This is a genomic window from Wenjunlia tyrosinilytica (genome assembly GCF_014646055.1).
Classification (GTDB): Bacteria; Actinomycetota; Actinomycetes; order Streptomycetales; family Streptomycetaceae; genus Wenjunlia; species Wenjunlia tyrosinilytica.
This window is the reverse complement of sequence record NZ_BMMS01000035.1, coordinates 16,362-42,578: the sequence shown is the minus strand read 5'-3', so window position 1 is coordinate 42,578 and position 26,217 is coordinate 16,362. Positions and strand designations below refer to the sequence as shown.

Sequence of the window (26,217 nt, the reverse complement as noted above, 5' to 3'; positions counted from 1 at the left end):
GGTTGTGCTACTGCCTCGGCGGCTCGCCGCTCGATCCCCCATGGCCGCCCGATCCCACATGGCCGCCCGACCCGGCGGTGCCGCGCCTCTTGGTGACGAAGGCACGGCGGGAGGCGGCGAAGCCGTGCCGGTCGGCGAAGATGTCCTCATTCATCCGGCCCAGTTCCTCCGCGCGGTACGCCTCCAGCGGCTTGCGCTCCAGGTCGGACGACAGGCGGTCGCGTTTGGCGGCCACGAGCCGTTCCTGGTCCCGGACCAGCCGCTGGAGGTGGTCGTCCAGTGCCTCCTCGAACGCCACCGGGTGGCGCGGCAGCACCGCGTCGGCCAGCCCCAGGCGCAGTGCCTCGTCCGTGCCGACGGGCAGGCAGCGCGTCGTGAGCCGCTCGGCCTCGGGGCGTCCGGCTCGCCGGGGCAGTACAAAGGTCCAGTACTCGGAGCCGTACAGGCCCATCGTCCGGTAGTGCGGATTGAGGACCACGCCCTGCCTCAGCAGGACCTGGTCGGCTCCGAGGGCGAGCATGACGCCGCCCGCGCCCGCGTTGCCTTCCACCGCCGCGACCACCAGTTGGCGCACGCACTGGATGATCCCGCGGCAGACGTCGTTGACGGCGTTGATGTTGTACCAGGCCTCCATCGCCGGTCGGGGCGCGGCTTCGATGGCGTTGAGGTGGATCCCGTTGGAGAAGACCTCACCGCCGCGGAGCACCAGCACCGTGGTGTCCTGCGCGGCGGCGTGCCTCAGTGCCGCCGCCAGGCGCCGGCACTGCGATGTCGACATGGCGCCGTTGTAGAAGGAGAAGGCCAGCGTGCCGATCGGGCCCACGCGACGGTAGGCGATCTCACGGTAGCCCCGCTTGTCGTCGTCCGGCTCGAACGTCGTGGGCAGCGCGGGGACCCCGGCGAGCCGTTCCCCCAGTACGGTGGCCGCCGGCAGTTTGATGGTGGCCTCGCCGTCCTGGGGCACGGGCCGGGCGTGCCCCACCCACAGCGCGCCGTCCCCCGTCCGCACCAGGATGGCGCCATGCCGGAGGGCGGCCACCGAGCCCGGCTCCCCCGGACCCGCGTCTGCGGCCGGGTGTGCGTCGAAGACGGACACGGGCAGGCCGAGGAGTTCGGTGCGCACGCCCGGCGAGCCGTCACCGCATCTGATCCTGCGCAGGACATGGGCGGTGTCGTCGGCCCAGGAGAAGGCGCGGTCCTCCTGGCGCATCAGGGGCCGGGCCCGTCCGATCACCTCCGCTGCCCCGCGGCCGAGCGGCCGGGGGGCGAAGCCCGGGTCCGCGGCCTTGCCGACAACCTCGTGGACCAGCTCGACGGCGGCGTCCGCCACGGGACCGTTGTACAGGCTGCTCTTGCGCGGCGTTTCCGCTCCGACGGCGAACGTCCGTGTGGCCCAGACGGGTCCCGCGTCCATCTCCTCCACGGCCTGCAGGGCGGTGACTCCCCATACGCGTTCGGCGTCCGCCACCGCCCAGTCCAGGGCGGACGGTCCGCGGTCGCCCAGCGGACCGGGGTGGATGATGATCGTCCGATGGTTGGCCCAGACCTCCTCGGGGACGCGTTCGCGCAGGAAGGGGCAGACGATCAGCTCCGGATCGGCGCGGGCGACCGCGACGGCCATGGAGGAGGCACCGGACGGCAGCGCCACCTCCACCTCGTGTCCCGAGGCCCGCAGTTCCAGCCAGACACGCTGACTGAGGCCGTTGAACGCTGAGCAGAGCAGCAGGATCTTCACCGGGTGGGGCTCCCGTCGGACGTGGGCACGACCACATCTACCCGGGATCCACCCGGGAAGGGAATCCGGCGCGCTCCCACCTCCCGCGGGGCCTCCGGATGGCCCGGACCTTTGGCCCAATCGGGTGCCACCTCTCGCACGGTCGGCCCAGACGCGGCGGTCGAACACGGCCACCGCGGTCGCGCCCGCGCGGCGGCGGGCGGCGGGCGGCGGGCACGATCGGGCGTGTTCCGGTCTCCGGGTCGTCGATGACGCGGGCGGGGCAGCCGGAAGACCTCATCCACCAGCTCCGCGGTCACGATCGCCTTCGGCGGTCCGGCGGCCACCACCCGCCCTGGCGACCCGGCGGCGCGCAGTGCGCTCGACATTCTCGGCAGGCTTCCGCGCGACAGCCGCATGAGGAGCGAACTCCCCCGGGTCTACGGTGAGTTGGTGACGAACGCGTAGGGCTCCGGTGCGGAGCGGGAGCGGCACGCCACTCCCGCCGAAAAGTACTTAGGTTAGGTTAACCTAAGTCCATCGTCGGCCTTCCGCGGCTGCCCGTGGACCTCCCGAGAGAAGGACTCCGTCATGCCGCAGCCCAGAACCGCCCCCCTCTCCCGTCGCGGCCTGCTCACCGCCTGTGGGAGCAGCGGCGGTTCGGGCTCACCGCCGAGCGGGGGAAGCGGCAGCCGCACCTGGTCGTTCACCGACGACCGGCAGAGGAAGGCGCACCAGGTGGCCGCCCGGGATGCGGTGCCCCGCTTCTCGCACACGGGCGCCGCACCCCTGCTGGAGGATCCGGCCGAGGCCGCCCGGGGCGCCGGGAAGCTCGGTTGAGGCCGCGATGACGAACACCTCCGCCACCGCCACCGCGCCCTTCCGGTTCTTCGACGCACAGGTCGTGCGCAGCGCATGCCTCGGCCCCTCCATGGTCAGGATCACCCTCGGCGGCGAGTCCTTGCGCGACTTCGCCGGGGGCGGCCGCGACCAGAGCTTCTCCCTGTTCCTGCCGCACACCTGGCAGACCGCGCCGGTGGTGCCGACGGGGCTCGGCGACGGCTGGTTCACGCGCTGGCGGGCCATGGATCCGGCGGTACGCGCAGTCATGCGGTCCTACACCGTGCGTGAGCTGTGCCGTGAACGGGCCGAGTTGAAGGTCGACTTCGCGCTGCGCGGCGCCGGCACATCGGCCGCCGCGGCGGCCAGCGGTCCCGCCTCGCGCTGGGCCCGCCGCGCCGGACCGGGTGACCGTGTCATCCTGCTCGGCCCAGCCGTCGAGGACAACAGGAGCGTGAGCTTCCGCCCTCCGGAACCCTTCGGCGAGCGCCATGGCTCCGACTGGGTGCTGATCGCCGCCGACGAGACCGCGCTTCCGGCCGCCGCAAACATCCTGGCCTGGCTGCCGGCCGGTGCACGGGCGAAGGCCTGGATCGAGGTCCGGCACGCCGGGGACATCGAGGACCTGCAGTGCCGGGCCGACGCCGAGGTCACGTGGCTCGTCCGCGGCGACGCCGATGGCTGGTCCAGCAGCCGGTCCGGCAGCCACCCCGTCAGCCGCTCCGGCACCGGACTCGTCGACGCGGTGCGGGACACCGCGCTGCCGGACGGCGCCCCCTACGCCTGGATCGCCGGCGAGTCGGGGACCGTCCGGGCCCTGCGCCGCCATCTCGTCGGCGAGCGGGGTTTCGACCGCGAACAAGTGGTGTCCTGCGGCTATTGGCGGCTGGGCGCCTCCGAGGAGGACCTCCGCGCGGAGGCGCTGTCGTCCACGTCCGGCGACAGCCGAGTGCCGCCGGTCGCGCCGCGTCCATGACCGGGAGCCGGCGCACGACCGCGTTGTACGACCTTACGAACAGAGCGTTCCCCACCGGCCGGATTCATGGACGTTTCCACAATGGCACCGGGTGTTGGCCCACCAGTTTACTGAGGGTCGCATCAGCGTCGTGGCCCGCCGACAAGGCACCCGGCCGCGCGCTGCGCCGCGAAGGCTCGGATGTCGGCACCCCGCGGAAGCGGGGAGAATGCCCCCCGACCTCAGCCGGAACGCTCCACACGGTGCCAACGAGGCCACCGCACAGCAGACCCCCGCTCCGGCCCGCCAGAATCGGAGAAAACGATGCGGTTGCCACAGTCGTCCACCACGGGCGAGCGACACCCTGTCGACGAGGTTCCGCCGCCCTCGCGGCTTGCCGTGCTCAGCCTGCAGCATGTGTTCATCATGTACGCGGGCGCCGTGGCCGTTCCCTTCATCGTCGGCAACGCGCTCAAGCTGGACTTCGCCACGATCGCCCTGCTCGTCAACGCCGACCTGCTCGTCGCCGGTATCGCCACCATCATCCAGGCGGTCGGCGTCTCCAAGGTCCTCGGCGTGCGGCTGCCCGTCGTGGCCGGTGCCACCTTCACCGTCGTCAGCCCGATGATCACCATTGCCGCGAAGCACGGGCTGCCGACCGTCTACGGGGCGATGCTCGTCTCCGGCGTCTTCGGTCTGATCATCGCGAAGCCGTTCGCCAAGATGATCAAGTTCTTTCCACCGCTGGTGTCCGGCACCGTCATCACCGTCATCGGCCTGTCACTGATCGGCCCGGGTGCCGGGATGATCGCCGGCCATGACACCACGGCCAAGGACTACGGCCAGGTCTCGCACATCGCTCTCGGCCTCGGTGTGGTCGCGCTGATCGTGATCTTCGCGCGGACCCTGCGCGGCTTCCTCGGCCAGACCGCGCCCCTGCTGGCGATCGTGGTCGGCAGCCTCGTCGCGATCCCGATGGACCTGTTCCACCTCGAAGGGGTCTCCTCCGCACCGTGGTTCGGCGTCAGCTCGCCGTTCCACTTCGGCGCGCCCCGCTTCGACGCCGCGGCGATCATCTCCATGTGCATCGTGCTGCTGGTCACCTACACCGAGTCCACCGCGGACATGCTGGCCGTGGCCGAGATGACCGACAGGAAGCTGTCGGAGGACGACATCGCCCGAGGACTGGCAACGGACGGCCTGTCGGCGGTGCTGGGCGGCTGCATGAACTCCTTCCCGGACACCGCGTACGCCGAGAACGTCGGACTGGTGCAGATGACCGGAGTGCGCAGCCGCTGGGTGGTCGCCGGGGCGGGCGGCATCCTGGTGACGATGGGTCTGGTGCCCAAGGTGGGCGCGTTCGTCGCGGCCGTGCCGGAGCAGGTGGTCGGCGGCGCCGCGCTCGTCATGTTCGCCATGGTGACGGCCGTCGGCGTCCAGACCCTGAAGAAGGTCGAGTTCCAGGACAACCACAATCTGCTGGTGATCGCCGTCTCGCTGGGCGTGGGCATGCTTCCAGCGGTCGCCACCGACTCCTTCGGCAACGAGGTCTTCTTCAAGCAGTTCCCCAGCTGGGCCCAGACCGTCTTCGGCAGCCCGATCACCCTCACCGTGATCCTGGCCTTCACCCTCAACCTCGTCTTCAACCACCTCGGCTCGGGCCGGCCCGGAGCCAAGGACACGGCCGCCGAAGGGGCGGCGGCCGAGGCGGCGGCCGCCGGATCCACGTCCACGCAGAGCGGCACCGAGGCGCAGCCGGCGGCGACATAGGCATCCGTGGTGCGCTTCGTGCGGGACGGTCAGTGGTCCATGCCGTCCATCTGGTACCGCGGGCCGGGCAGTTCGGCGGCGATGTCCTCGGGCCGCAGGAGGACCGCGAGCCGCTCCGCGGGGAGCAGCCCCCTCTCCAGCACCAGTTCGGCCACACCGCGACCGGTGTCCAGGGACTCCCTGGCGATGTCGGTGGCCGCCGCGTAGCCGATGTGCGGATTGAGCGCGGTGACCAGTCCGATGGAGTTCTCCACCGCCGCGCGCATCGAGCCCTCGTTCGCCGTGATACCCGAGACACACCGCCCGGCGAGCAGCCTGCAGGCCGAGTCCAGGTGCGCGATGCTCTTGTTGAGCGTGTGCAGGATCAGCGGTTCGAACGCGTTGAGCTGGAGCTGTCCGGCCTCGGCGGCCATGGTGACGGCGATGTCGTTGCCGATGACCTCGAAGGCGACCTGGTTGACGACCTCGGGAATCACCGGGTTCACCTTGCCGGGCATGATGCTCGAACCCGCCTGCACCGGAGGAAGGTTGATCTCGCCGAGGCCGGCGCGGGGCCCGGAGGACAGCAGCCTGAGGTCGTTGCAGATCTTCGAGAGCTTGACGGCGATCCGCTTGAGCACCCCGGACAGGTGCACGAACGCACCGCAGTCCTGCGTGGCCTCGACGAGGTTCGCCGCGGTCACCAGGGGACGTCCGGTGATCCGGCTCAGATGCTCACGAGCGGCCTCCGTGTAGCCGGGCGGCGCGGTGAGCCCCGTACCGATGGCCGTGGCACCGAGGTTGATCTCGTACAGCAGCGCCACGGCCTCGATGAGCCTGCCGCGGTCCTCCTCCAGCATCACCGTGTAGGTGCTGAACTCCTGACCGAGCGTCATCGGCACGGCGTCCTGGAGCTGAGTGCGCCCCATCTTCAGCATCCCCCGGAACGCCACTGCCTTGACCGCGAAGGTCTCCGCGAGCACGGACATCGCGTCGAGCAGGCCCTCCGCGGCGGCGATGGTCGCCAGATTGACAGCCGTCGGGTAGGCGTCGTTGGTCGACTGGCTGCAGTTGACGTCCTCGTTGGGGTGCAGGTGGTGGTACTCGCCCTTGCTGTGGCCGAGCAGTTCCAGAGCCCGGTTGGCGATCACCTCGTTGGCGTTCATATTGGTCGACGTTCCGGCGCCGCCCTGGATGACGTCCACGACGAACTGGTCGTGCAGGTGACCCATGCGGATCTCCTTGCAGGCACCGACGATGGCCTCGGCCCTGCGGGTGTCCAGGATGCCGAGTTCGCCGTTGGCGCTGGCGGCGGCCTCCTTGACCGCCGCGAGGGCGTCGATCAGATGCGGGTACGCGCCGATCGTGGTTCCGGTGACGGGGAAGTTCTCCGTGGCGCGCAGCGTGTGGATGCCCCAGTAGGCGTCGGAGGGGACCTCTCGTTCCCCGAGCAGGTCGTGCTCCACGCGGTGGGTGTCGGAACGGTCCGTCGTGGCACAGCAGGTCTCAGCCATCATGTTCCTCGAGTGGTCGATGGGCTTGTGAAGGCAGTGGGTGGTGCGTTGACGGCCGGTCAGGCAGCGGCGGTGAGGGCGTCGGCGGCACGCAGCGCCAGGGCGCCGCACGGACGGACCTCGCCGACGACCGCCCCGCCCCCGTACACCGCGGCGCCCATGAACGGGGCAAGCGCGGCGGGGTCGACGCCGCTGATCGCCAGCGCCGCGGCGGCCACCGGCATTCGCGCCCGGTCCGAGCCGTCGGCGATCTTCACTCCGATGGCACGCCCGTCCGGCAGCGCCGCGACCTGCACGGCCTCGAACCCGTCCTTGGCGAGAAGGCCGGGCACCGCCTGCATCAGCCGGGTGACGTCGCGGCGGCTTCCGGCGACCATCTGGGGATGGGCGCGGACGGCGTCGGCGACACGGCGTTCACGGCTGCCGGGCTTCGCGGAGGCGATCCGGGAGAACGCCCGGGTCAGGCCGAGCAGGGAGACGGACAGCAGGGGTGCCCCGCAGCCGTCGACCGTGGTCCGGGCGACGGGCCGGCCGGTGAGGTCCTCCACGGTTGCGGTGATCGCCTGCTGCACAGGGTGGTCCGGGCGGTGGTAGTCGTCGAGCGGCCACCCCCGCAGCCGGGCCGTCGCCAGCATGGCGGCGTGCTTGCCCGAGCAGTTCTGGGCCAGGCGCGAGGCCGTCCGTCCGCGTGCCAGCCAGCGGGAGCGGACCTCCGGGTCGAAGGGCAGGTCGGGGACGTTGCGCAGATGCCCCTCGGTCAGACCTGCCCCGCGCAGGATCCTCGACACACCGGTCAGGTGGAAGCGCTCGCCCGAGTGGCTGGCCGCGCTGAGCGCGAGCGCCGGGTCGTCCAGATCGAGGCCGGCGCGCAGCATCCCCACCGCCTGGAGGGGTTTGAGCGCCGACCGGGGATAGATCGCCGCGTTGGAGTCGCCGGCCTGGAAGAGCACATGGCCGTCCGCGGCGAGCACCACGACGGATCCGTGGTGGACGCCCTCGATCAGTCCGTCGCGGACGACATGGGCGAGGGGGACGTGGAACGGTTCGCGGATCGGCGGCGGGCTCGTCATCGGACCGAGGCCCTTCGTGAGGCGGCGTCGAGCCGTGTGGCGTCGACGCGGCGGCGGACACAGAACCAGCCGGCGACCAGGGCCGCGGCGATGGCCGGGATCAGCATGACCGTGATCCTGCCCGCTCCGCCGTCCGCCCACATCAGGACCAGGACGCCCACGAGGAAGACCAGCGTCGCGATCTGCGTGTAGGGGGCGCCTGGAAGCCGGTATCCGGGTCGGGTGACCCTGCCCTCGGCGGCCGCACGGCAGAACAGCAGGTGACAGACCATGATCATGGCCCAGGTGCTGAGGATGCCGATGGCCGCGAAGTTCAGCACGATCTCGAACGCCTTGCTGGGTACGAGGTAGTTGAGGCCGACGCCGAGCACGCAGAAGCCCGCGGTGAGCAGGATGCCTCCGTAGGGCACCTGACTGCGGCTCATGACACCGGTGAACCTCGGCGCGGAGCCGGCCAGCGCCATCGAGCGCAGGATGCGGCCGGTGGAGTACAGCCCGGAGTTCAGGCTCGACATCGCGGCGGTCAGGACGACCAGGTTCATCACTCCGGCGGCCGCGGGCACACCGACATGCGACAGGACGGTGACGAACGGGCTCTGCGACGCCGAGTAGCCGTCCCAGGGCAGGAGCATCGCCAGCAGAAGCACGGAGCCGACGTAGAAGACGCCGATGCGCCACATGATGGAGTTGATGGCCTTGGGCATGATCTTCTCGGGCTGGCTCGTCTCGCCGGCGGTGATGCCCACCAGTTCGACCGACGCGTAGGCGAAGACGATGCCCTGCATCACCAGCAGCATGGGGAGCAGGCCGTTGGGGAAGATGCCGCCGTTGTCCAGCACCAGCCCGGGGCCCGGGACGTTTCCGTCGACGGGGTGGCGGGTGACCAGCAGGACGATGCCGACGCACATGAACAGCACCAGCGCGGCCACCTTGACGGTGGCGAACCAGAACTCCAGCTCACCGAAGATCTTCACCGAGATCAGGTTCACCGAGAGCACCACCGCCAGGGCCACGAGAGCGACCATCCACTGCGGGACGTCCGTGAACATCCCCCAGTAGTGGGTGTAGGTCGCGACCGCGGTGATGTCGGCGATTCCGGTGGTGGCCCAGTTCAGGAAGTACATCCACCCGGCCGCGTAGGCGCCCTTCTCCCCCAGGAACTCACGTGCGTAGGAGACGAAGGCCCCCGACGAGGGGCGGTACAGGACGAGTTCGCCCAGCGAGCGGACGACGAGGAAGGCGAAGAATCCGCACACCCCGTAGGCGATGGCGAGTGAGGGACCGGCGTTGGCGAGCCGTCCCCCGGCGCCGAGGAAGAGGCCGGTGCCTATGGCACCGCCGATGGCGATCATATTGACGTGCCGGGACTTCAGCGACTTGCTGTAACCCGCGTCCCCGGCGTCGACATGCGCTGCCGAGGGGGCGTCGGATGGGACACCGACGGGCTGCTCCACTGCGGGCGGAAGGGTCCGCTCACTCATGCGCTGGGTCTCTTTCGTTCGCTTCGTGCGTGCGTGCGGGCCGCACGATGGTGTGAAGGGCCGCCTCGACGCTTTCGAGGTGGGCCGCCATGGCCTGCGCGGCCCGCGGGCCGGTCCCGGCGGCGATCGCTTCGACGATCGCGCGGTGCTCCCGGTCCGAGTGCGTACGGCGCCGACCGCCTAGCTGGTTCAAGAACGCCGACTGGTGGGCCAGCGCGTCACGGATCTCCTCGATGATCTTTCCGAACACCGGGTTGCCGGACGCCTGGGCGACCGTGACGTGGAAGAGCGTGTCCAACGCCACCCAGACGGTGGTGTCGGTCTCCCGCTCCATGCGCTCGAGCAGATGAGCGAGAACGTCGAGATCCTCCTGGGATCGCCGGTCGGCCGCGTACTGGGCGACCGGAATCTCGACGTGACGACGCACCTCGAACAGGTCGCGAGCGGAGTAGGTGCCGAACGTGGGGTTCTCCACGGGACCTTCGGCCACGACATAGGTGCCCTTGCCTGCCTTCGAGACGGTCAGCCCCAAGGCCTGCAGCGCGCGAAGCGCCTCTCGGACGACGGGACGGCTCACCGAGAACCGCTGCCCGAGCTCTGCCTCCGAGGGCAGTTTGTCCCCGACGGCGAAGTCGCCCCGTTCAATGGCGTCTCGCAGATGGGCGAGTACGGCTTCCATGGCGCTGACCCGCCGGGGCACACCATGACCTGTCTGCTTGTCTGACAAGTTCATGAGCAGCGACCATACGATCCGCAGGGCGCAGGCGTCAATGGACCTCTGGACTCAAGCCTTTGGGCGATTCTCACCAAAGCATTCAAAAGGGCTGGTCGGAGTGCTGATAGCCGAGCCGGAGCATATGGACCTGACGGCGGCGACCTCGCGAGCCCCTGAGGTTCCTTTGAGGATTCTGTGGCCAATGCTGATGAAACCCCCAGTACGGGACACGCCATGATGCTTACGCCTGGTGATCATCCAGTCGCAGACCCCTGCCCAATCGGGAGGCCAGGAATGCGCCATCGCAGCGAAGACGAGCCCTACGGTCGACGCCTCTCCGCCGGAGAACGTCTGTCCATCGGGATGGGGGGACACAACGTCGTCCAGCACGTGGTCGAGGGTGTGGGCGAGGTGCGGGCGGAGGATCTCGGCGCCGCCGTCGCGGTCGCCTCCGATGCCTGCCCGGGCCTGCGGCTGAGGCGCCGCGGGCAGCGTTGGACGGACAGCGGCATCGCACCGGCCGTGCGTGTGCTGGACGCGGGAGCCTTCGACCGGGAGCGGCTCGACTCGTCCGCCCTGAGAGAGCCGCTGGATTCGGGCCCCACCTGTGAGGTCGTACTCGTCACCGGTGCCCCGACCACGGTGGTCTTCCGTGCCTGGCACGCGGTGACCGACGCCCGCGGTCTCATGCTGTGGGCCGCCGACGTGTTCCGGGCGCTGCGCGGTGAGGAACCGCTCGGAGCCCGCTCCGCCGTCAACAGCGACGAACTGCTGCGCCTGCTCGACCAGTCGCAGCCGCTGCCTCCCGCGCTGCGGGCGGCGGGCAGGCTGGAGTGGCCCTCCCCTCTCGGGCGCCTGCCCCGCGGGCGGCGTGCAGTGGTGTGGCGCCGTCGCACGGTCGACGGCAGCCACCCGGCCGCCACGGCCAAGGTCGCCGCCGCCCTCTCCGCGAAGCACGGACCCGGCGGTGAAGGGCGGTTCTTCGTCCCCGTCGACCTGCGCCGCCACGCCCCGGACATCCGGTCGACGGCCTGGCTCTCCCAGGCCCTCGTGCTGGACGTGCGCGGGGGCGACAGCTGGGAGGAGGTGCACCGCCGCATGCTCACCGCCCTCGCGGGGCGGCAGGAGTTGGCGCTGCGCACCGAACCGCGGTCGCTGCGCATGCCGTCGCCCCTGCTCCGCCTGCTCTGCGCGGCGGTGGACGGCGAAGCGGTCAGGAAGGACCGGTACTCGGCTCTGGCCTTCATCACGCACCTGGGGGACTTCGACCTCGGCGACTTCAGCGCGGCCGGCTTCCGGGCGACAGGGCTGTACACGCTCGGCGCCGTCGGACCGGGGGCTCCGCCCTCGCTCGAGATGCTCGAGAGCGGTGGTCGCACCGACATCACCGTGACCTGGCAGGACGGTCCCGGTGTGGCCGAGCGTGCCGAGGAACTGCTCGCGGACATCGAGGAGGCCCTCTCCCCTCGCGCGCACCGGCGGTGGGCGGGCAACGACACCGCCCGGCCGCTCCCTTCGGACCTCTCGGTGGTCCGGCTGTTCCGTCAGCAGACCCTGAGGACACCGCACCGCGTGGCGCTCAGCGGGCCGGAGGGCGAGGTGACCTACCGGGAGCTGAGCCGGCGGGCGGACATCGTCGCGGCCGCACTCAGCCGCCGGGGCGCCGGCCCCGGCACGGTGGTCGGCCTGCTCGCCGACCGCTCGGTGGCCGCCGTCGCCGGCCTGTGGGGAGTACTGCGGGCGGGCGCCTGCTACCTTCCTCTGGACGCCCGGCACCCGGATGCCCGCCTGACCGCTCTGCTGGCCGATGCCGAGGCCTCGCTCTGCCTGGTCCAACGGCCCTACGACCGGCGCACGTACCTCCCGCTGGACTGTGAGCCGCTGGTGCTGGACGACCTGGAGACGGACACCCCTGGGGAGCCCTTCCAGGATGTCGAGGTGCGTGGCGACGATCTGGCCTACGTCATCTACACCTCCGGGACGACCGGCCGGCCCAAGGGCGTCCAGATCGAGCACCGGAGCCTTCTCAACTATGTCCGTTGGGCCACACGGGAGTTCGAGGTCGACGCCGCGACCCGGCTGCCGCTGATCACCTCGCCCTCCTTCGACGTCTCCGGCACCTCCGTCTTCCTGCCCCTGCTGGCCGGAGGCGAGGTGATACTCGTCCGCGACGAACCCAACCACCTCACTCTGCGCCGTGTGATCGAGCGCTCCGGCGCCAACACGCTGAATCTGACCCCGTCTCATCTCGATCTCATCGGGCAGCTGGACGTGCTGACGACGGAATTCCGCAGTGTGATCGTGATCGGCGAGCAGCTGCGTGTGGAAGTGGCCTCCCGGGCACAGGAGATCTTCGGGCCGAAGTGCCGCATCATCAATGAGTACGGGCCGACGGAGGCGACCATCGGATGCACCGCTCACACCTTCGACGAGGAGTTGGACGGAGCGGGCGCCACGGTGCCCATCGGGCTGCCGGCGGACAACACCGCGGTGTTCCTGCTCAACGACAGGCGTGGATTCGTCGCGCCCGGCGAGGCGGGTGAGATGTACCTGGCCGGTGTGCAGCTGGCACGCGGCTACCGGGGGCGCCCGGACCTGGACGCCGAGCGCTTCCCCACGCTCGCCGACGGAACCCGCGTGTACCGCACCGGCGACCTGGCCAGGATCCTGCCCTCGGGCCGGCTGGAGTTCATCGGGCGGATCGACGACCAGGTCAAGGTGCTCGGCCATCGGGTGGAGCCCGCGGAGGTGGCGCAGGCCCTGGAAACCCATCCGGCCGTCGACCGGGCGGTGGTGGTGGCCAAGGCGAGACGCGGCCGATTCGGCAAATCCCTGATCGGATACGTCCTGGTCCATGAGGAGGTGACGCCCGGGGAACTGGAGGAGTACGCGGCCGAGCGGCTCCCCCGCTACATGGTGCCCGCGGCCACCCTCTTACTGCCGCGACTGCCGTACACGGTGAGCGGAAAGGTGGACGTCGGGGCACTGCCCGATCCCTTCGCCGACGACGCGGACGGCCCTTCGCGGGGGCGCCCCGAGGGGGAAGCACCCGTGGATCCCGTCGAGGAGGCGGTGGCCCGCGTCTGGGCGCGCACCCTGGGCGTGGAGCGGTCCCGGCTCGACGGGCAGTCGGACTTCCTGCGCCTCGGAGGCGACTCACTGTCGCTGCTCGCGATGCTCGCCGGAGTGTGCCGCGAGGTACTGGACGCCGACCGGGAGGACGCCTTCATGGCGGACCTGGCCCTCATCATCAGCGAGCCGACGCTGCGGCACGTGGCCGCGCTCGCCCGCCGGGTGGGAGGTCCCGGGAACGGACCCGGGGAACAGGTCTAGGGAAACCCCTATTCTTTCGGCATTGCATGCCGGGCCATCACTTGAGAAAATTGCTCGGCCCCGCATTCGTGATGAGCGGGTCGCGGGGAAAACAGCAGACGAACAACGAAAAACAGGCGGAGCGATCGGAACACCGGCTCCGCGGGCGGCGCTGCCCAAAAGTGTCACACGGGAGATGTCCTGAAGTCCGTATCGAAGCGCGTTCCGGCGGACCGGCAATGGAGCGGGAAGCCGGCAAGCCATTTCCGGAACGCAAGTCCGTCAAGGGCAGAGCCTGAAAAGCCTTTTGGAATCGGCGCTCGTTGCGGCCCCCGGAAACCCTGCACCCAACGGCCTCTGACGAGGCGGCAGGAAGCTCGTAGGCCGCGCCGGCCGGCCGGGGCCGGGAACGCGGTCGCACCGGTGTCGGGACGCCCCGGCTCCGGTGGAACGGCGACATCGGACCATGGCGTGACGCCTGGACTCCCGGCGGGAATCCCCGCCCCCGGGTACTGAAGCCCGTCGACGATGGATCCCGCGATCGGGGTCGTGGGGCCCCGTCGCGGGAACCCCCGTCCGCACCACGGAAGCCCAACCGGCACGAAGAGGACAACACGGTCGCGCGAGGAGCAACCGCGCGACCGGCCGGCCTCGGCGAGGGTGCCTTCCGTTCGAAAAGGAGCCTTCACGGTGGTGCCCGTCCCTCGCCGTGAGGACGACGGCGACTCGTCAGGCACGGTCGGCGCCGTACGGCGCAGTGCGCACGCCGGCGCTCCCCCGGGTGCGCGACGCCGTCCCCGCGGAGTGATCATCTTCGTCCTGTCGTGTCGTACACGACCCCCGCGATCCCACCCGGAAACCCGCTCGCTCGAATCCGCACACAACATCTCTGGACTCAACAACTTGCAACAACGCGCATCCATTTCGCTCCGCCATTCGCCCATTTGCGCGCCGCCCGATCGCCCCGGCAGCGCCGCGGATCTTCGGTCCGTTGCCCGCTCAAACAAAGGTCCATTCAGCTCAAGTTATCCTCAAAGCCCTTGTCCGGCAGCAAATACCGACACTACTTTTGTACTGACATCCTCACGATCATCGCAAAGCGATCAGCTCCAAACTCCGGGCCATCCTGCACTTTCGGAGTGCGACATGACTGCAGCACGGAACACCCTGATCCCGGCCACTGTGCAGCCGGCCCTCCCGGACAAGGATGACACCAAACCGGCTTTACGGATATATCGCCCGAACAAGGCCGCCGGGGGCGGCCCGTGAGTCGACCGGGCCCACCGCGGCAGGCGGTCCCACGAGTCCGGGTCCCCTCCGAGAGCGCTATCACAAGCCGCCGACCTCCTCCTTGAGCGTTGCGGCCGTCCGGTACGTATCCGTCTCCGACGACGTTCTCCCCGCCTTATGACGCTATGTCTTGGAGGAATGCACATCGGCGGAAATGCCTGTCCCGGAACACACCGGACCGTCCCGCTTCCCCTCTTCCGCGCCCAGACCCCGCGTACGATCGGTGGAGTCCCCCCATGCCCGACCCACTCAAGACCCCTGAGACAGCCCGCACCGGGTGGCCGGCCGCCGTCGACGGGCCTGCGACGAACTCCCCCACGAGCGGGCGCGGCATCCCTGCCGGCAGGTCGGCTCAGCTCGCGGTGCTCTCGTCGCTCGCCGAGCGGGCACGTATCAGGGGGGCCGCCGCGCTGGTCACCGGGCCCGCCGGGATCGGCCGGAGCACCCTGCTGGACGCGTTCCTCCAGGAGCAGGCGCACCACTCCACCGTCCTGAGAACACGCTGTCCGGCCACCTCTCAGGACGACGCCTGGTGCACCGTCCACGCCTTGCTGAAGGACGCCGGATTCGGCACGCCCGTCGGCACCCGACCGACGGCCGGGGCGGGTCAGGACATGCCACCGCGCCGCTTCCACGGCGCGGTGACCCAACTGGCCGCCCAGGGACCGCTGATCATCGCCATTGACGACGTCCACCGGTCGGATGTGCACTCCCTGCACTGCCTGGACTTCTCTTTGCGCAGGTCCTCCGATCTGCCCCTCATGGTCGTGCTCACCCAGCCGAGCGAGTCGGCCGCCTTCGAGCCCCGCACGCTGACCCGACTGCTCGCCCAACGCCACTGGGAGCTCATCGAGTTGGCTCCTCTGACCCCCCGCGAGGTGGCCGAAGTCGTCGAGCGGCGCCTCGGGCGCACCCCGGAACCCGACTTCCTCCGCCAGTGCTCGCAGTCCTCCAGGGGTGTCCCGGCGCTGCTGCACCAGCTTCTCGACGAGCTCGGCGGCGATCCCGAAGGCGCCGTCGGCGCCGCACGGACCACGAGTCGGCGCCTGACCGGGCAGGCCCTCGCCGACGACCTTCTGCGGCTGCCGTACCCGGTGCCCCCGCTCCTCGTCGCCATGGCCGTGCTCGGCGTCACCGACGCACAGCTGCTGGGCGAACTGACTCACATTCCGGTACCCACCGTGCGCCGCGTGGTGTCCGGGCTCAACGAGCGCCAGATCCTCGTCCCGGACGGCTCCCGGTTCGCCTCGGAGTCACTGCGCGAATGCCTGCTGCGGTCCGTGGAACAGCAGGAGCTGCACACACTCGGAGTCCGCGGGGCACGCCTGCTGGAGGACGCGGGACGTCCCCCCGGCGAGGTCGCCGATGTGCTCCTCGGCCTGCACACACCCGCCGAGCCGTGGATGCTCGAGGTCCTCAACCGCGCCGCCCGCTGCGCGCAGGACTCGGGACGTCCCGACTCCGCGGTTCGCTATCTGACGCACGCCCTCGCGGTGGGCGCGGACAGCGACCCCGGATCGGTACGGGCGATCCGGGTCCGGCTGACCGAGGTCCTGTCCGCAACCGATCCCTGCGCCGCCCTGCCGCATCTGGACATCCTGCTGACCAGCAGCGAGGACAGCGAGGACCTGGCCGCCACGACGATGCGGTACGCGAACACCCTGGTCCTTCTCGGCCACAACGGACGTGCCGCCCGGCTCCTGGCCGAAGTGCTCGGCAGACCGCGGCTCCCCCGGCAAGGGGTGGTGGGCATCGAGGACGAGCACCGGCCGATGCTCGAATCGGCCCTGCTGATGAGCGGCGTCGTGGAGCACTCCTCGGCGGGCTGGGTGCGCGAGAGGGGCGATGCCCTGCCCCACCCGCGCTCACCGGAGCAGGCCGAGGACGACAGCCCCGGAGGCCGCCGGCTCAGGCTCACCCAGGCGGTGCTCTCGGTGCTGGGCGGCAACTCCGCGACCACAGTGCGGGAGCAGATGAGGACGGCTCTCACCGGTCCGCGCACACCGCTGGACGACATGTCACTGATCGCCTCGGCCATGGTCCTCCACCTCACCGACGACAACGAGGCCTCGTTGGGCATCCTCGACCAGATCGTCCGGGAGGCGGGGCCGACCGAGAGCACCTCCGAGACGGCGGCGCTGATGACCCGGGCCGCCGTGCGGTTCGGCACCGGCGACCTGCCCACCGCCGAGGCGGACGCCCGGCGCGCCGTCCTGCTCAGCTCCGAGCGCCCGGGAGGCCAGGAGAACACCGCCGCGCTGACCGTCCTCAGCGGGATCCTCGTGATGCGCGACCTGGACGCGACCGAGGCCGTCCTGGCCGAGGTGACCCATCCCGAAGCGGAGCGTTCGTCCTGGGAGTACCCCTCCTTCCTGTGGATCAGGGCCGCGCTCCAGCGCGAGCGCGGCCTCCTCGACGCAGCGCTGCTCTCGCTGCGCGCCTGCGGGAGGATGCTGCGGCTCAACGGCACCGAGAACCCGGTGCTCATGCCCTGGTGGGTGGACGCCGCGGACCTGCTCGTCACGCTGGGACGCACGGGCGAGGCACAGGAGGTGGCCGACCACGGCGAGGCCCTCGCGAAGAACTGGGGCACCTCACGGAGCACCGGCCTGGTCCTGCTCGCCCGAGGGCTGGCCGCGGGCGGGCGAAGGGGACGCGAACTGCTCGCCGAGGCCTGCGCGGTGCTGGCCGACTCCCCGGCACGCGTGCTCCACGCCCGTGCGGAGTTCGCGCTCGGCGCCGCGCTGCTCGAGGCCGGTGACCAGCGCGCGGCGCGCATCCGGCTGCGGACGGCGCTGGACCTGATGATCCGCTGCGGCGCCGAGGTGCCGGCGCAACGCGCCCACGAGTTAATGTCCGCGGCGGGAGGCAGGCCACGGCCGATGAGCGGCCATCCGGCGGACGCCCTCACGGCCAGCGAGCGGCGGGTGGCCGCCCTGGCGGCGGCGGGCAGTTCCAACGCGGAGATCGCCGAAACCCTGTTCATCACCCGCAGAACGGTGGAACTGCACCTCACGCACGTCTACCGCAAGCTCGGGGTGAGTCGGCGCGGGGACCTGACCGAGGTCCTCGCCGAAGGCGGGGAGGGTGTCCCCTCCCCCAACCAGTGAGGAGCGGCACAGGCGACTGTGATCGAACACCTGACGACTTCACGCAGCAGCGACCGGCGCCTCGGCCGGCCGTTGGAGGACGAGGCGTCCCTGCTGTTCGGGCGGGACGCGGAACAGGCCGTGCTGCGGCACCTCGCGCGTCTGCTCGGAGCGGGCTCGCCGACGGCGACGGCGCTGTACGGGCTGCCGGGCAGTGGGCGCAGCAGTCTCCTGCGGCAGGCGGCGTCGTTCGCCAGGGCCGCCGGGGCCCAGGTGCTGACGGCATGGGGGATCGCCGCGGAGGAACGCACGCCCTTCGGCCTGGTGCGCCGGCTCACCGATCAGCGCTCACCGGACCCGGACCCCCGATCGGTCCACGAGGACTGCCTGGTCCGGCCCGTCGGGGGGAACCTGGTCGAGCGCTGGTGCCGGGTCTTCCTCGCCGCGGCCGACGACCGGCCGACGATGATCGCCGTCGACGACGTCCAGTGGGCCGACCCCCAGTCCCGCCAGGTACTGCAGGCCCTGCTCAGGCGGATCTCGAGGGCGCCCCTCGCGCTGGCCGTCACGGTCTCGGGCACGAACGGGGAGTTTCCGCGAAGCTGCGTCGAGCTGGTGGACCAGATCGACTCGTTCAAGCCCTATGGGCAGTTGCTGCACCTCGGCCCGCTGAGCCACCAGGCGGTCGGCGCCATGTGCGCGGCGGGGCGGGTCGGTGGCGGGGACCGCGACTGGTACGGCCGGGCCGCGGAGCTGACCCGCGGCAACCCCGCGGTGCTGAACGCGACCCTGTCCTCGTTGCGCCGCGACGGCGCGGTGGACCTGTGGGCCGAACTGCCCGTCCATGCCGCCGTGGCCAACGGGACCAGGGTCGCCGAACTCTCCGGCCGGCTCGGGCCTGGGCCGCTCGGCCTGCTCCGCGGCCTGGTCGCCTGCCGTGGCCTGCTGCCGGTGGAGCGGGTCGCGAGGCTCGTCGGACTGGACGACGCCGACACCGACGCCGCCTTGCGGGCTCTGCGCCTCGAGGGCCTCGTGGACGCCGACGACGCGGCTGGACTGTCATTCCCGTCGGCCGTGGAACCGGCGTTGTACGGGATGGACGGCGCGGAGCGCCGGCGGTTGCTCGGCGAGGCGGCGAGGTCGGCGCACCGGGCCGCGGTCGCCGACGACCTGCTGGCCCGGCTGCTGCTGCGCACCGAGCCGCTGGGCGACCCGTGGGTGTCCGGTGTCCTGCGGCGCGCGGCCCATGCCTGCCGCGCCGCGGGCCACCACGCGGAAGCGGCGCGGTACCTGGAGCGGGCGCTGCGCGAACCCCTGGATCCGGTGCAGCGTGCGGAAGTGCTGCTGGAGGCGGGCGCGACCCAGAGCATGGTCGCCCCGGAGACGGCCTTTCGCAGGCTTGTCGAGGTGCTGTCCGCACCGCCGGGGGTGGGGAACGCCGACACCCGCGTCGGCGCGGCGGACCTGCTGCTGACGCTGGGCGACGCGGCCACGACACGGCAGGCCATCGCCCGGATGCACGCCTGGGAGAAGCCGCCGAGTGAGCGGCGGCCGGTACTGCTGGGGCTGTACTGGCTGGCCGACGGCGCCCGGCAGGGAAGAAGCGGCCTGGACGACGCGGACCCGGACATGCCCCCACTGGACCTGGTGCCGGAGCATCCCACCGCCCAGGCCGCCTCGGCCTGGCGGGCCGCGGCCGCGGGCACGCACGCCGCCCACGTCCGCGCCCTGGGCGCCGCGGTGCTGGGCACGCCGGCTCGCGGCCTTCCGCTCTACCCGAGGCTGCTCGCCTGCCGCGCCCTGGGTGTCGCCGACGCGCCCCAGGCGGCGCGCGCGGGGCTCGACGCCGCGGTGGCCGAGGCCAGGCGTCGGCACGCCCCCGCCCTCGTCGGGGTGGCATTGCTGCTGCGGAGCGAACTGAGCCTGCGCGTCGGTGACGTGGACGCGGCGGCGCGTGATCTGTCCGCGTCCCGGGTCGCCATGCCGTGGGAGAGCTGGTATCCCACGATGGTCCCCGGCCCGCTCGCCCTGGAGGTCCTGGTGAACATCGCCAGGCAGCGGTGGGAAGAGGCCGAGCACGTCGCGTTCCAGCAGCTGCCGCCGGGCGCGGAGCACGGCTTCGCCTGGACCCATCTGCTGTATGCGCGGGGGATGCTGAGGCTCTACCAGGGCATGCCCCATGAGGCCCTCGCGGAGTCCAGGGAGTGCGGCCGCAGGCTGCGCGCCCAGGGATGGCTGAATCCGGGACTTCTGCCCTGGCGGTCGCTGGCGGCGGTGGCCCATCACCGGTGCGGCGATCCGGAACCGGCGGCCGACCTCCTGGCGGAAGAGGTGCGCCTGGCTCGCGAGTGGGGCACCGCGAGCGCACTCGGATGGGCCGAGTACCGGGCCGCCATGGTCTCCACGGGTCCGCAGGCGGCGATCCGGATGGAGCGGGCGGTGCGGCGCCTGCGCGAATCCCCCATGGTCGGACGGTATACGCAGGTCATGGGCGAGGTGGAGGGGGCTCGCCGGTTCCGGGCGGGGCGGCGCAGGCAGTCGGCGGGCGCGAAGGAGGCGGCCCCCGGGGCGGATCGGCCTCCCGGCTTACCCGCTTCCGCGCGTGGAGCTCCGGCCGGCCGACGGCTCCACCCCCACCACCCCGTCCGATCACGAGACCCACCGGGAGACCGCTTCTCATGTTGCTTCAGCGGCAGAGCGAACTGAACCTGGCGGCTGCGGCCCTGCGCCGCACGGCAGGCGGGCAGGGTGCCTCGCTCCTCATCAGTGGTCCACCGGGGATAGGCAAGTCCAGCTTGCTCTCGGAGATCGGCGAGCTGTGCGTACGACGGGACGTGCTGGTGCTGCGGGCCCACGCGGCGCCCATGGAACAGGACTTCACCTTCGGTGTGATCCGGCAGATGCTCGAACCCGCCCTGATGCTGGCCTCGTGCGGGCAGTTGCACGGCTGGATGTCCGATGCCGCGGGATCCGCCCTCTCCGTCTTCCGCGGCGATCCCTCGGATCCCGAGTCGGGCGACGCGGCGGTTCGCGGCGGCCTGCTCTCCCTGACCCGGAACATGAGCGAGGACCGCGTACTCGTCCTGCTGGTGGACGATCTGCACTGGGCCGACGAGGCGTCCCTGTCCTGGCTCGACCAGCTGGTCAGGCAGCTGCCGCGCAGTCGGATGCTGCTGGTGTGCACCCTGTGCGAGGGTGAGCCCTCGGCCGAGCAGCCCGCCGTCCGCAGGATCACCGCCCGGGTGGACTCGACGCTGCTGCCCGCGCCCCTCGATCCGCTGGCCACGCGATCACTGCTGCGGCGGAGCTTCGCCCGTCCCGTGGAACCGGAGTTCGCCGCGGAGTTCCACCGGATCTCGCGGGGCAATCCGCTGCACCTGATGTCGATGCTGCACGAGTGCCGGACCCGGGGCGTGGCGCCGACGGCGGCCGAGGCACCCGTCGTGGCCTCGCTTCGGCCCGCCGCGCTGAAGCGGCGCATCCTGCTGAGCCTGGAGAACCAGCAGCCCGCCGCCGTGGCCATGGCCCGCGCGCTGGCGCTGCTCGACGACCAGTCGGATCGCGACCTGGCGGGCCGGCTCGCCGGACTGGACGCGGTCGACCGTGATGAGAGCCTGCGGCAGCTGCACCGGCTGGACGTGGTCACCGGCGGCGGCAGGCTGCGGTTCACTCATCCGGTCGTCCGGGGCGTGGTGCAGGACGCGACACCGTCGGCCGAGCGCGACCGGCTGCACCTGCGGGCCGCCGAACTCCTCCAGGCGCAGGGACGTCCGGCCGAGCAGGTGGCCTCCCATCTACTGTCCGCCACCGCCCACCTGGGCACATGGGCCGTCTCGGCGCTGCGGTCCGCCGCCGACACGGCGCTGCGGCGCGGTGCCCCGCAGACCGCTGCCCGCTACCTGCGCCGGGCCCTGCTGGACCGCCCGCCGCACGACGTGGCCCGGGCCCGGCTGCTCGTGGAGCTGGCGACCGCCGAGCGCAGCTTCGCGCTGTCCATCGCGGTGCGGCGCATCTCCCAGGCGATTCCGCTTCTCCCGTCGGCGCAGGAGCGGGCGGAGGCGGTGACCAAGCTGACTCCCGTGGCGTTCGCCGAAACCCTGCTGCCGGTGGACGGTCTGATCCGCCAGGTGGCGGAGGACCTCGGCCCGCTGGAGGGGCTGCGGGGAACCAAGCGGGAACTCGCCCTTCGGCTGGAGGCGAGACTCAGGTCCGCCTCCACCTGGGACCCGGAGCAGTTGTCCGGCGCCGTGCCCCGGCTGGAGGAACTCGGTCCGCATCCCGATCTGTCGGGCTCGGCGGGGCGGGAGCTGCTGGCCGCGCTCCTGCACTCGGCCACCATCACCATCGGTGTGCCCGCCGAGCGCGTGGCGCGGCTGGCGCACCGGATACTCGAGCACGAGCCCGCCTCCAGCGCGCATGTCCACACGGCCCTGCCGTACGTGGTCTCCTCCCTGGTCGCCGCGGACTCGGTGGACGGGGTGCTGCCCTGGCTGGAGACGGCCCTGACGGAGGCCGTCCGCCAGGGCGGCCGGGTGGAGCAGTCGATCGTCCTCAGCGAGCAGGCCGTGGTGCTGCTCGCCCAGGGCCGGATCGAGAAGGCCAGGACCCAGGCCCTGAAGGCGGCGGCGGTGGTCGGTTCCGAGGAGCCGACCACCGCTTCGGCCATCGTCCTGGCCCTGACAGCGCTGCACACACGTGAGCTGTCACTCGTCGACGAGCTGGTGAGCACGCCCCGCTCCTGGCAGCACAACCGCTACCTGTCCGCCGTGCTGACCATGATCCGGGGGGCCGAGGCAGCCATGCGGCAGGACCACCCCACCGCACTGGAGTACTTCCTGGACACACGCCACGACATGGAGCGGGCCGGCTGGCGCAACCCGGCGCAACTGCCCTGGGCCTCCTGGGCGGTGCCCAGTCTGCTGGAGCTCGGAGAGCGAAGACGCGCGGATCAGCTGAGCCGTCAGGAACTGGAGATGGCCCGGAGCTGGGGGGCGCCCTCGGCCGTGGGCCAGGCGCTGGTCCTGCGGGGCAAGGTGGTGGGGGGAGCGGTCGGGATCACGCTGCTGCGTGAGGCCGTCGAGGTACTGGAGGGCTCCGCGAACCGTTTCGCGCTGAGCAAGGCCCTGCTGTGCCTCGGCGAGAGGCTGATGCCCCGGGCGACGGTGGAGTCCGTGGCCGCTCTGCGGCGGTCCTACGAGCTGGCCGTGGAATGCGGCGTGCTGTGGATCAGCTCCAGGGCCGGGGCACTGCTGGGCTCCGCGGCTCCCTCGGCCGTCCCGACGCAGCTCACCTCGGCCGAGCGCAAGGTGGCCGAGATGGCGGTCTCCGGTCTCACCAACCAGGCGATCGCCGATGCGCTCGGAGTGTCGCGGCGGGCGGTGGAGAAGCATCTGACCAACTGCTACCGCAAGATGTCCACCACGGGCCGGGCGGGACTCGCCTCGGCGCTCGAGAACGACCGCGGGAAGGGCGGGGCCGTTCGACTCGGACAGTCGCCGCCCCACGAGGAGGGTCACCCTGTCGGGCCGTCCGGCTATGCGGCGGTCAGCCAGCTGCACGGGGAGGAGTAGGAGGGCCGGTGCGCCACACGCCTGGGAAGGCGCAGGGGCTCGGCCGAGCTCGCCGGGGCCGGGTCGCGGAGGGTCCCGGCGAGCAGGGCGACGGTGAGGGCGGCGAGTTCCTCTTCGGTGGCGTGGCCCTTGGCCACCCGCAGGAGGATGTCGTTCACGTGGGGGTTCCTTGTCCTTGGCCGAGGGGTCACTGGCTGGGTGGACCCGGGGCGGGGTGCGCCCGGGGCCGGCGGCGTCACATGGGCGGGTTGCCGTGCTTGCGCACCGGGACGTCGCTGTGCTTGCCCCGCAGCATCGCCAGGGAGTCGATGAGCACCCGGCGGGTGTCGGCCGGGTCGATGACGTCGTCGACGAGGCCGCGTTCGGCGGCGTAGTAGGGGTGCATGAGCTCGTTCTTGTACTCCTTGACCATGCGGGTGCGCATGGCCTCGGGGTCGTCGGCCTCGGCGATCTGCTTGCGGAAGATGACGCCCGCCGCGCCCTCGGCGCCCATCACGGCGATCTCATTGGTGGGCCAGGCGAACGACAGGTCCGCGCCCACCGACCGTGAGTCCATGACGATGTAGGCGCCGCCGTAGGCCTTGCGGAGGATGAGCTGGACACGGGGCACGGTGGCGTTGCAGTAGGCGTAGAGCAGCTTGGCGCCGTGGCGGATGATGCCGCTGTGCTCCTGGTCCACGCCGGGCAGGAAGCCGGGGACGTCCAGGAGTGTGACCAGGGGGATGTTGAAGGCGTCGCAGAGCTGGACGAAGCGCGCCGCCTTCTCGCTCGCGTCGATGTTGAGCACGCCCGCCAGGGACTGCGGCTGGTTGGCGATCAGTCCGACGACACGGCCGTCGAGCCGCGCGAGGGCGACGATGACATTGGTGGCCCAGCGCTGGTGGATCTCCAGGTATTCCCCGTCGTCGACGATCTCCTCGATCACCTTGCCCATGTCGTAGGGCCGGTGCCCTTCCGCGGGCACCAGGTCCAGCAGCGCCTCGCAGCGGCGGTCGGCCGGGTCCGTGGCGGGGACGTCGGGCGGGGTCTCGCGATTGTTGGCGGGCAGCAGGGAGAGGAGGAAGCGGACCTCCTCGAGGCACGTCTGCTCGTCGTCGTAGGCGAAGTGCGCCACGCCGGAGACCTCCGCGTGGACGTCCGCGCCGCCCAGGGCGTTCTGGGTGACCTGGGCACCGGTGACCGCCGCGACGACGTCGGGGCCGGTGATGAACATCTGCGAGGTGCCGCGCACCATGAAGACGAAGTCGGTCAGCGCGGGCGAGTAGGCGGCGCCGCCGGCGCAGGGGCCGAGCATCACGCTGATCTGCGGGATGACCCCGGAGGCCCGGGAGTTGCGCTGGAAGATGCCGCCGTATCCGGCCAGCGCGGTCACCCCCTCCTGGATCCGCGCGCCCGCGCCGTCGTTGAGGGAGACCAGCGGGGCGCCTGCGGCGATGGCCAGGTCCATCACCTTGTGGATCTTGGCGGCATGGGCCTCACCGAGGGCTCCGCCGAAGATCCGGAAGTCGTGCGCGTAGACGAAGACGGTACGCCCGTGGACCGTGCCCCACCCGGTGACCACCCCGTCGGTGTAGGGCTTCTTCGCCTCCAGGCCGAAGCCGGTCGCCCGGTGCCGCCGCAAGGGTTCCACCTCGCGGAAGGATCCCTCGTCGAGCAGCAGGGCGATCCGCTCACGCGCCGTCAGCTTGCCCTTCGCATGCTGAGCCAGGGTCGCCCGTTCGTCCGGGCCACGCAGTGCCGTCCGCCTGATGTCCAGCAGTTCCGCGACCCGCCCACGCGCATCGCCGGGGGCGCGAGCGGCCGTACTCTCGTCGGCCGGCTCGACGGGCGCCTCACGCACGACGGTCATCTCCAGCAACTCCAAGTCTGTCAAGAGCTCGTACCTGCGGACGTCAGGCTCCCCGCGGTGCGGCGGCCACTCCCGCGAAGTGCTCGGAAAGCACCTCCAGCACATCGGCGGATCGGCTGCTGAGGTAGAAGTGGCCCCCGGGGAAGACGCTCAGGCCGAACGAGCCGGTGGTGTGCTCCTCCCATCCCTCGGCCTCCTCGAGCGTGGTCTTGGGATCGGCGTCCCCCACCAGGGCGGTGATGGGGCAGCGCACCGCGGCCCCGGGCTCGCTGCGGTAGGTCTCCACCGCCCGGTAGTCACCCCGCAGCGCGGGAAGGATCATGCGCAGCAACTCGTCGTCGCCGAGCAGCCTGGAGTCGGTTCCGCTCATCGCCCGCAGTTCCGCGATCAGGCCGTCGTCGTCGCGCTTGTGGACGTTCTCGTCCCGGTGGCGCGACGGCGCCCGCCGACCGGAGGCGAACAGCCGCACCGGCCCCTCACCGTCCCGCTCGAGGCGCCGGGCCACCTCGAAGGCCAGGACCGCCCCCATGCTGTGGCCGAAGAAGGTCAGCGGGCGGTCGGCCCAGGCCTTCAGGGCTTCGTGGATCCGGTCCGCCAGGGTGCCGATGTCGTCGACGATCGGCTCCGACCTGCGGTCCTGCCGTCCCGGGTACTGCACGGCGAGCACATCCACCCGCGGGCTCAGCGCGGCCGAGACCGGGAAGTAGAAACTGGCCGAGCCTCCCGCGTGGGGAAAGCAGACCAGGCGGTCCGCGGCGTCCTGGGCGGGATGGAACCGGCGGCACCACAGGCCGTCGTCCACAGGGGGAACACTCATGCTACTGATCCGTCCTCTTCCAGGGTGGCTTCCTGTTCCGCAACGGCTTGCTTGCGCCACTATCCGGCGCGCCGCCTCGGTCGGCACAAGCCCCGAGGGCCCCCTGCGGCGGATGTCTGGTCGTTTCCCCCGTTCTTCCCGCACCGCTTTCGGCACACCTTGTGAAGGCTCCCGGCGCGATGTCATAAATCTGGCTGTAGGCCGCGATCAAGGGAGTCGCCGATGAGCACCACGACGAACCCCCGGGCCGTG

General features: G+C 71.3%; 15 protein-coding genes. 7 read left to right on the top strand and 8 right to left on the bottom strand.

Annotation, left to right across the window (positions count from 1 at the left end; genetic code table 11):
- Positions 1-7 precede the first annotated feature (7 nt).
- On the bottom strand, positions 8-1,735 hold the full coding sequence (locus IEY86_RS29855; protein WP_189135021.1) for an enoyl-CoA hydratase-related protein: 1,728 nt from the start codon (positions 1,733-1,735) through the stop codon (positions 8-10).
- 570 nt (positions 1,736-2,305) lie between these two features.
- Here IEY86_RS29855 and IEY86_RS36935 point away from each other — a divergent pair.
- The 3 genes from IEY86_RS36935 (at position 2,306) to IEY86_RS29840 (ending at position 5,279) form a co-directional block, all read left to right on the top strand.
- The gene (locus IEY86_RS36935; RefSeq protein WP_229698872.1) at positions 2,306-2,554 is read left to right on the top strand and encodes a hypothetical protein; all 249 of its coding nucleotides are present in this window, start codon (positions 2,306-2,308) and stop codon (positions 2,552-2,554) included.
- A 7-nt stretch (positions 2,555-2,561) separates the two neighbouring features.
- On the top strand, positions 2,562-3,530 hold the full coding sequence (locus IEY86_RS29845) for a siderophore-interacting protein (protein ID WP_189135020.1): 969 nt from the start codon (positions 2,562-2,564) through the stop codon (positions 3,528-3,530).
- 303 nt (positions 3,531-3,833) lie between these two features.
- A complete protein-coding gene (locus IEY86_RS29840) occupies positions 3,834-5,279 on the top strand; it encodes a nucleobase:cation symporter-2 family protein (protein ID WP_189135019.1) in 1,446 nt (481 codons plus the stop codon).
- Between the two features lie 29 nt (positions 5,280-5,308).
- Here IEY86_RS29840 and IEY86_RS29835 read toward each other — a convergent pair whose 3' ends face one another.
- Genes IEY86_RS29835 through IEY86_RS29820 form a run of 4 tightly spaced genes read right to left on the bottom strand, consistent with a single transcriptional unit; the run spans position 5,309 to position 10,056 of the window.
- Entirely contained in the window at positions 5,309-6,775 is a 1,467-nt protein-coding gene (locus IEY86_RS29835; RefSeq protein WP_229698871.1) for an aspartate ammonia-lyase, read from the bottom strand.
- Positions 6,776-6,831: 56 nt separating this feature from the next.
- The gene (locus tag IEY86_RS29830; protein WP_189135018.1) at positions 6,832-7,842 is read right to left on the bottom strand and encodes an asparaginase; all 1,011 of its coding nucleotides are present in this window, start codon (positions 7,840-7,842) and stop codon (positions 6,832-6,834) included.
- Positions 7,839-9,323, bottom strand: coding sequence for an amino acid permease (locus tag IEY86_RS29825; protein WP_189135017.1), 1,485 nt, complete (start codon positions 9,321-9,323; stop codon positions 7,839-7,841). Before IEY86_RS29825 ends, IEY86_RS29830 begins: the two co-directional genes overlap by 4 nt.
- A complete protein-coding gene (locus IEY86_RS29820) occupies positions 9,316-10,056 on the bottom strand; it encodes a FadR/GntR family transcriptional regulator (protein ID WP_189135016.1) in 741 nt (246 codons plus the stop codon). Before IEY86_RS29820 ends, IEY86_RS29825 begins: the two co-directional genes overlap by 8 nt.
- A gap of 276 nt (positions 10,057-10,332) precedes the next feature.
- Between IEY86_RS29820 and IEY86_RS29815 the strand changes: the two genes are divergently transcribed.
- The 4 genes from IEY86_RS29815 to IEY86_RS37670 all read left to right on the top strand — a co-directional run bounded on the left by IEY86_RS29815 (position 10,333) and on the right by IEY86_RS37670 (position 23,299).
- Positions 10,333-13,371, top strand: a complete 3,039-nt coding sequence (locus tag IEY86_RS29815; protein WP_189135015.1) for a non-ribosomal peptide synthetase — start codon at positions 10,333-10,335, stop codon at positions 13,369-13,371.
- 1,505 nt (positions 13,372-14,876) lie between these two features.
- Positions 14,877-17,750: an AAA family ATPase gene (locus IEY86_RS29810; protein WP_189135014.1), complete on the top strand. Its 2,874-nt coding sequence runs from the start codon at positions 14,877-14,879 to the stop codon at positions 17,748-17,750.
- Positions 17,751-17,768: 18 nt separating this feature from the next.
- Entirely contained in the window at positions 17,769-20,435 is a 2,667-nt protein-coding gene (locus IEY86_RS29805) for an ATP-binding protein (protein WP_189135013.1), read from the top strand.
- Positions 20,408-23,299, top strand: a complete 2,892-nt coding sequence (locus IEY86_RS37670; protein ID WP_189135012.1) for a helix-turn-helix transcriptional regulator — start codon at positions 20,408-20,410, stop codon at positions 23,297-23,299. The genes IEY86_RS29805 and IEY86_RS37670 overlap by 28 nt, the downstream gene beginning before the upstream one ends.
- Here the strand turns inward: IEY86_RS37670 and IEY86_RS29795 are convergent.
- From IEY86_RS29795 to IEY86_RS29785, 3 genes are all read right to left on the bottom strand, one after another.
- Positions 23,263-23,457, bottom strand: a complete 195-nt coding sequence (locus IEY86_RS29795; protein WP_189135011.1) for an acyl-CoA carboxylase epsilon subunit — start codon at positions 23,455-23,457, stop codon at positions 23,263-23,265. The two genes, IEY86_RS37670 and IEY86_RS29795, sit on opposite strands and share 37 nt — an antisense overlap.
- Before the next feature lie 77 nt (positions 23,458-23,534).
- Positions 23,535-25,148, bottom strand: coding sequence for an acyl-CoA carboxylase subunit beta (locus IEY86_RS29790; RefSeq protein WP_189135053.1), 1,614 nt, complete (start codon positions 25,146-25,148; stop codon positions 23,535-23,537).
- Positions 25,149-25,191: 43 nt separating this feature from the next.
- Positions 25,192-25,965 carry a thioesterase II family protein gene (locus IEY86_RS29785; RefSeq protein WP_189135010.1) on the bottom strand — a complete coding sequence of 258 codons (774 nt, stop codon included), beginning with the start codon at positions 25,963-25,965 and terminating at the stop codon, positions 25,192-25,194.
- Between the last annotated feature and the right edge of the window lie 252 nt (positions 25,966-26,217).

Excerpts from the sequence above, each read along its gene's own strand:
- IEY86_RS29820 (WP_189135016.1), bottom strand. The coding sequence starts at position 10,056 with ATGAACTTGTCAGACAAGCAGACAGGTCATGGTGTGCCCCGGCGGGTC.
- IEY86_RS29845 (WP_189135020.1), top strand. The coding sequence starts at position 2,562 with ATGACGAACACCTCCGCCACCGCCACCGCGCCCTTCCGGTTCTTCGAC.
- IEY86_RS29785 (WP_189135010.1), bottom strand. The coding sequence starts at position 25,965 with ATGAGTGTTCCCCCTGTGGACGACGGCCTGTGGTGCCGCCGGTTCCAT.
- IEY86_RS36935 (WP_229698872.1), top strand. The coding sequence starts at position 2,306 with ATGCCGCAGCCCAGAACCGCCCCCCTCTCCCGTCGCGGCCTGCTCACC.
- IEY86_RS37670 (WP_189135012.1), top strand. The coding sequence starts at position 20,408 with ATGTTGCTTCAGCGGCAGAGCGAACTGAACCTGGCGGCTGCGGCCCTG.
- IEY86_RS29840 (WP_189135019.1), top strand. The coding sequence starts at position 3,834 with ATGCGGTTGCCACAGTCGTCCACCACGGGCGAGCGACACCCTGTCGAC.
- IEY86_RS29810 (WP_189135014.1), top strand. The coding sequence starts at position 14,877 with ATGCCCGACCCACTCAAGACCCCTGAGACAGCCCGCACCGGGTGGCCG.
- IEY86_RS29830 (WP_189135018.1), bottom strand. The coding sequence starts at position 7,842 with ATGACGAGCCCGCCGCCGATCCGCGAACCGTTCCACGTCCCCCTCGCC.
- IEY86_RS29790 (WP_189135053.1), bottom strand. The coding sequence starts at position 25,148 with ATGACCGTCGTGCGTGAGGCGCCCGTCGAGCCGGCCGACGAGAGTACG.
- IEY86_RS29825 (WP_189135017.1), bottom strand. The coding sequence starts at position 9,323 with ATGAGTGAGCGGACCCTTCCGCCCGCAGTGGAGCAGCCCGTCGGTGTC.
- IEY86_RS29835 (WP_229698871.1), bottom strand. The coding sequence starts at position 6,775 with ATGATGGCTGAGACCTGCTGTGCCACGACGGACCGTTCCGACACCCAC.
- IEY86_RS29815 (WP_189135015.1), top strand. The coding sequence starts at position 10,333 with ATGCGCCATCGCAGCGAAGACGAGCCCTACGGTCGACGCCTCTCCGCC.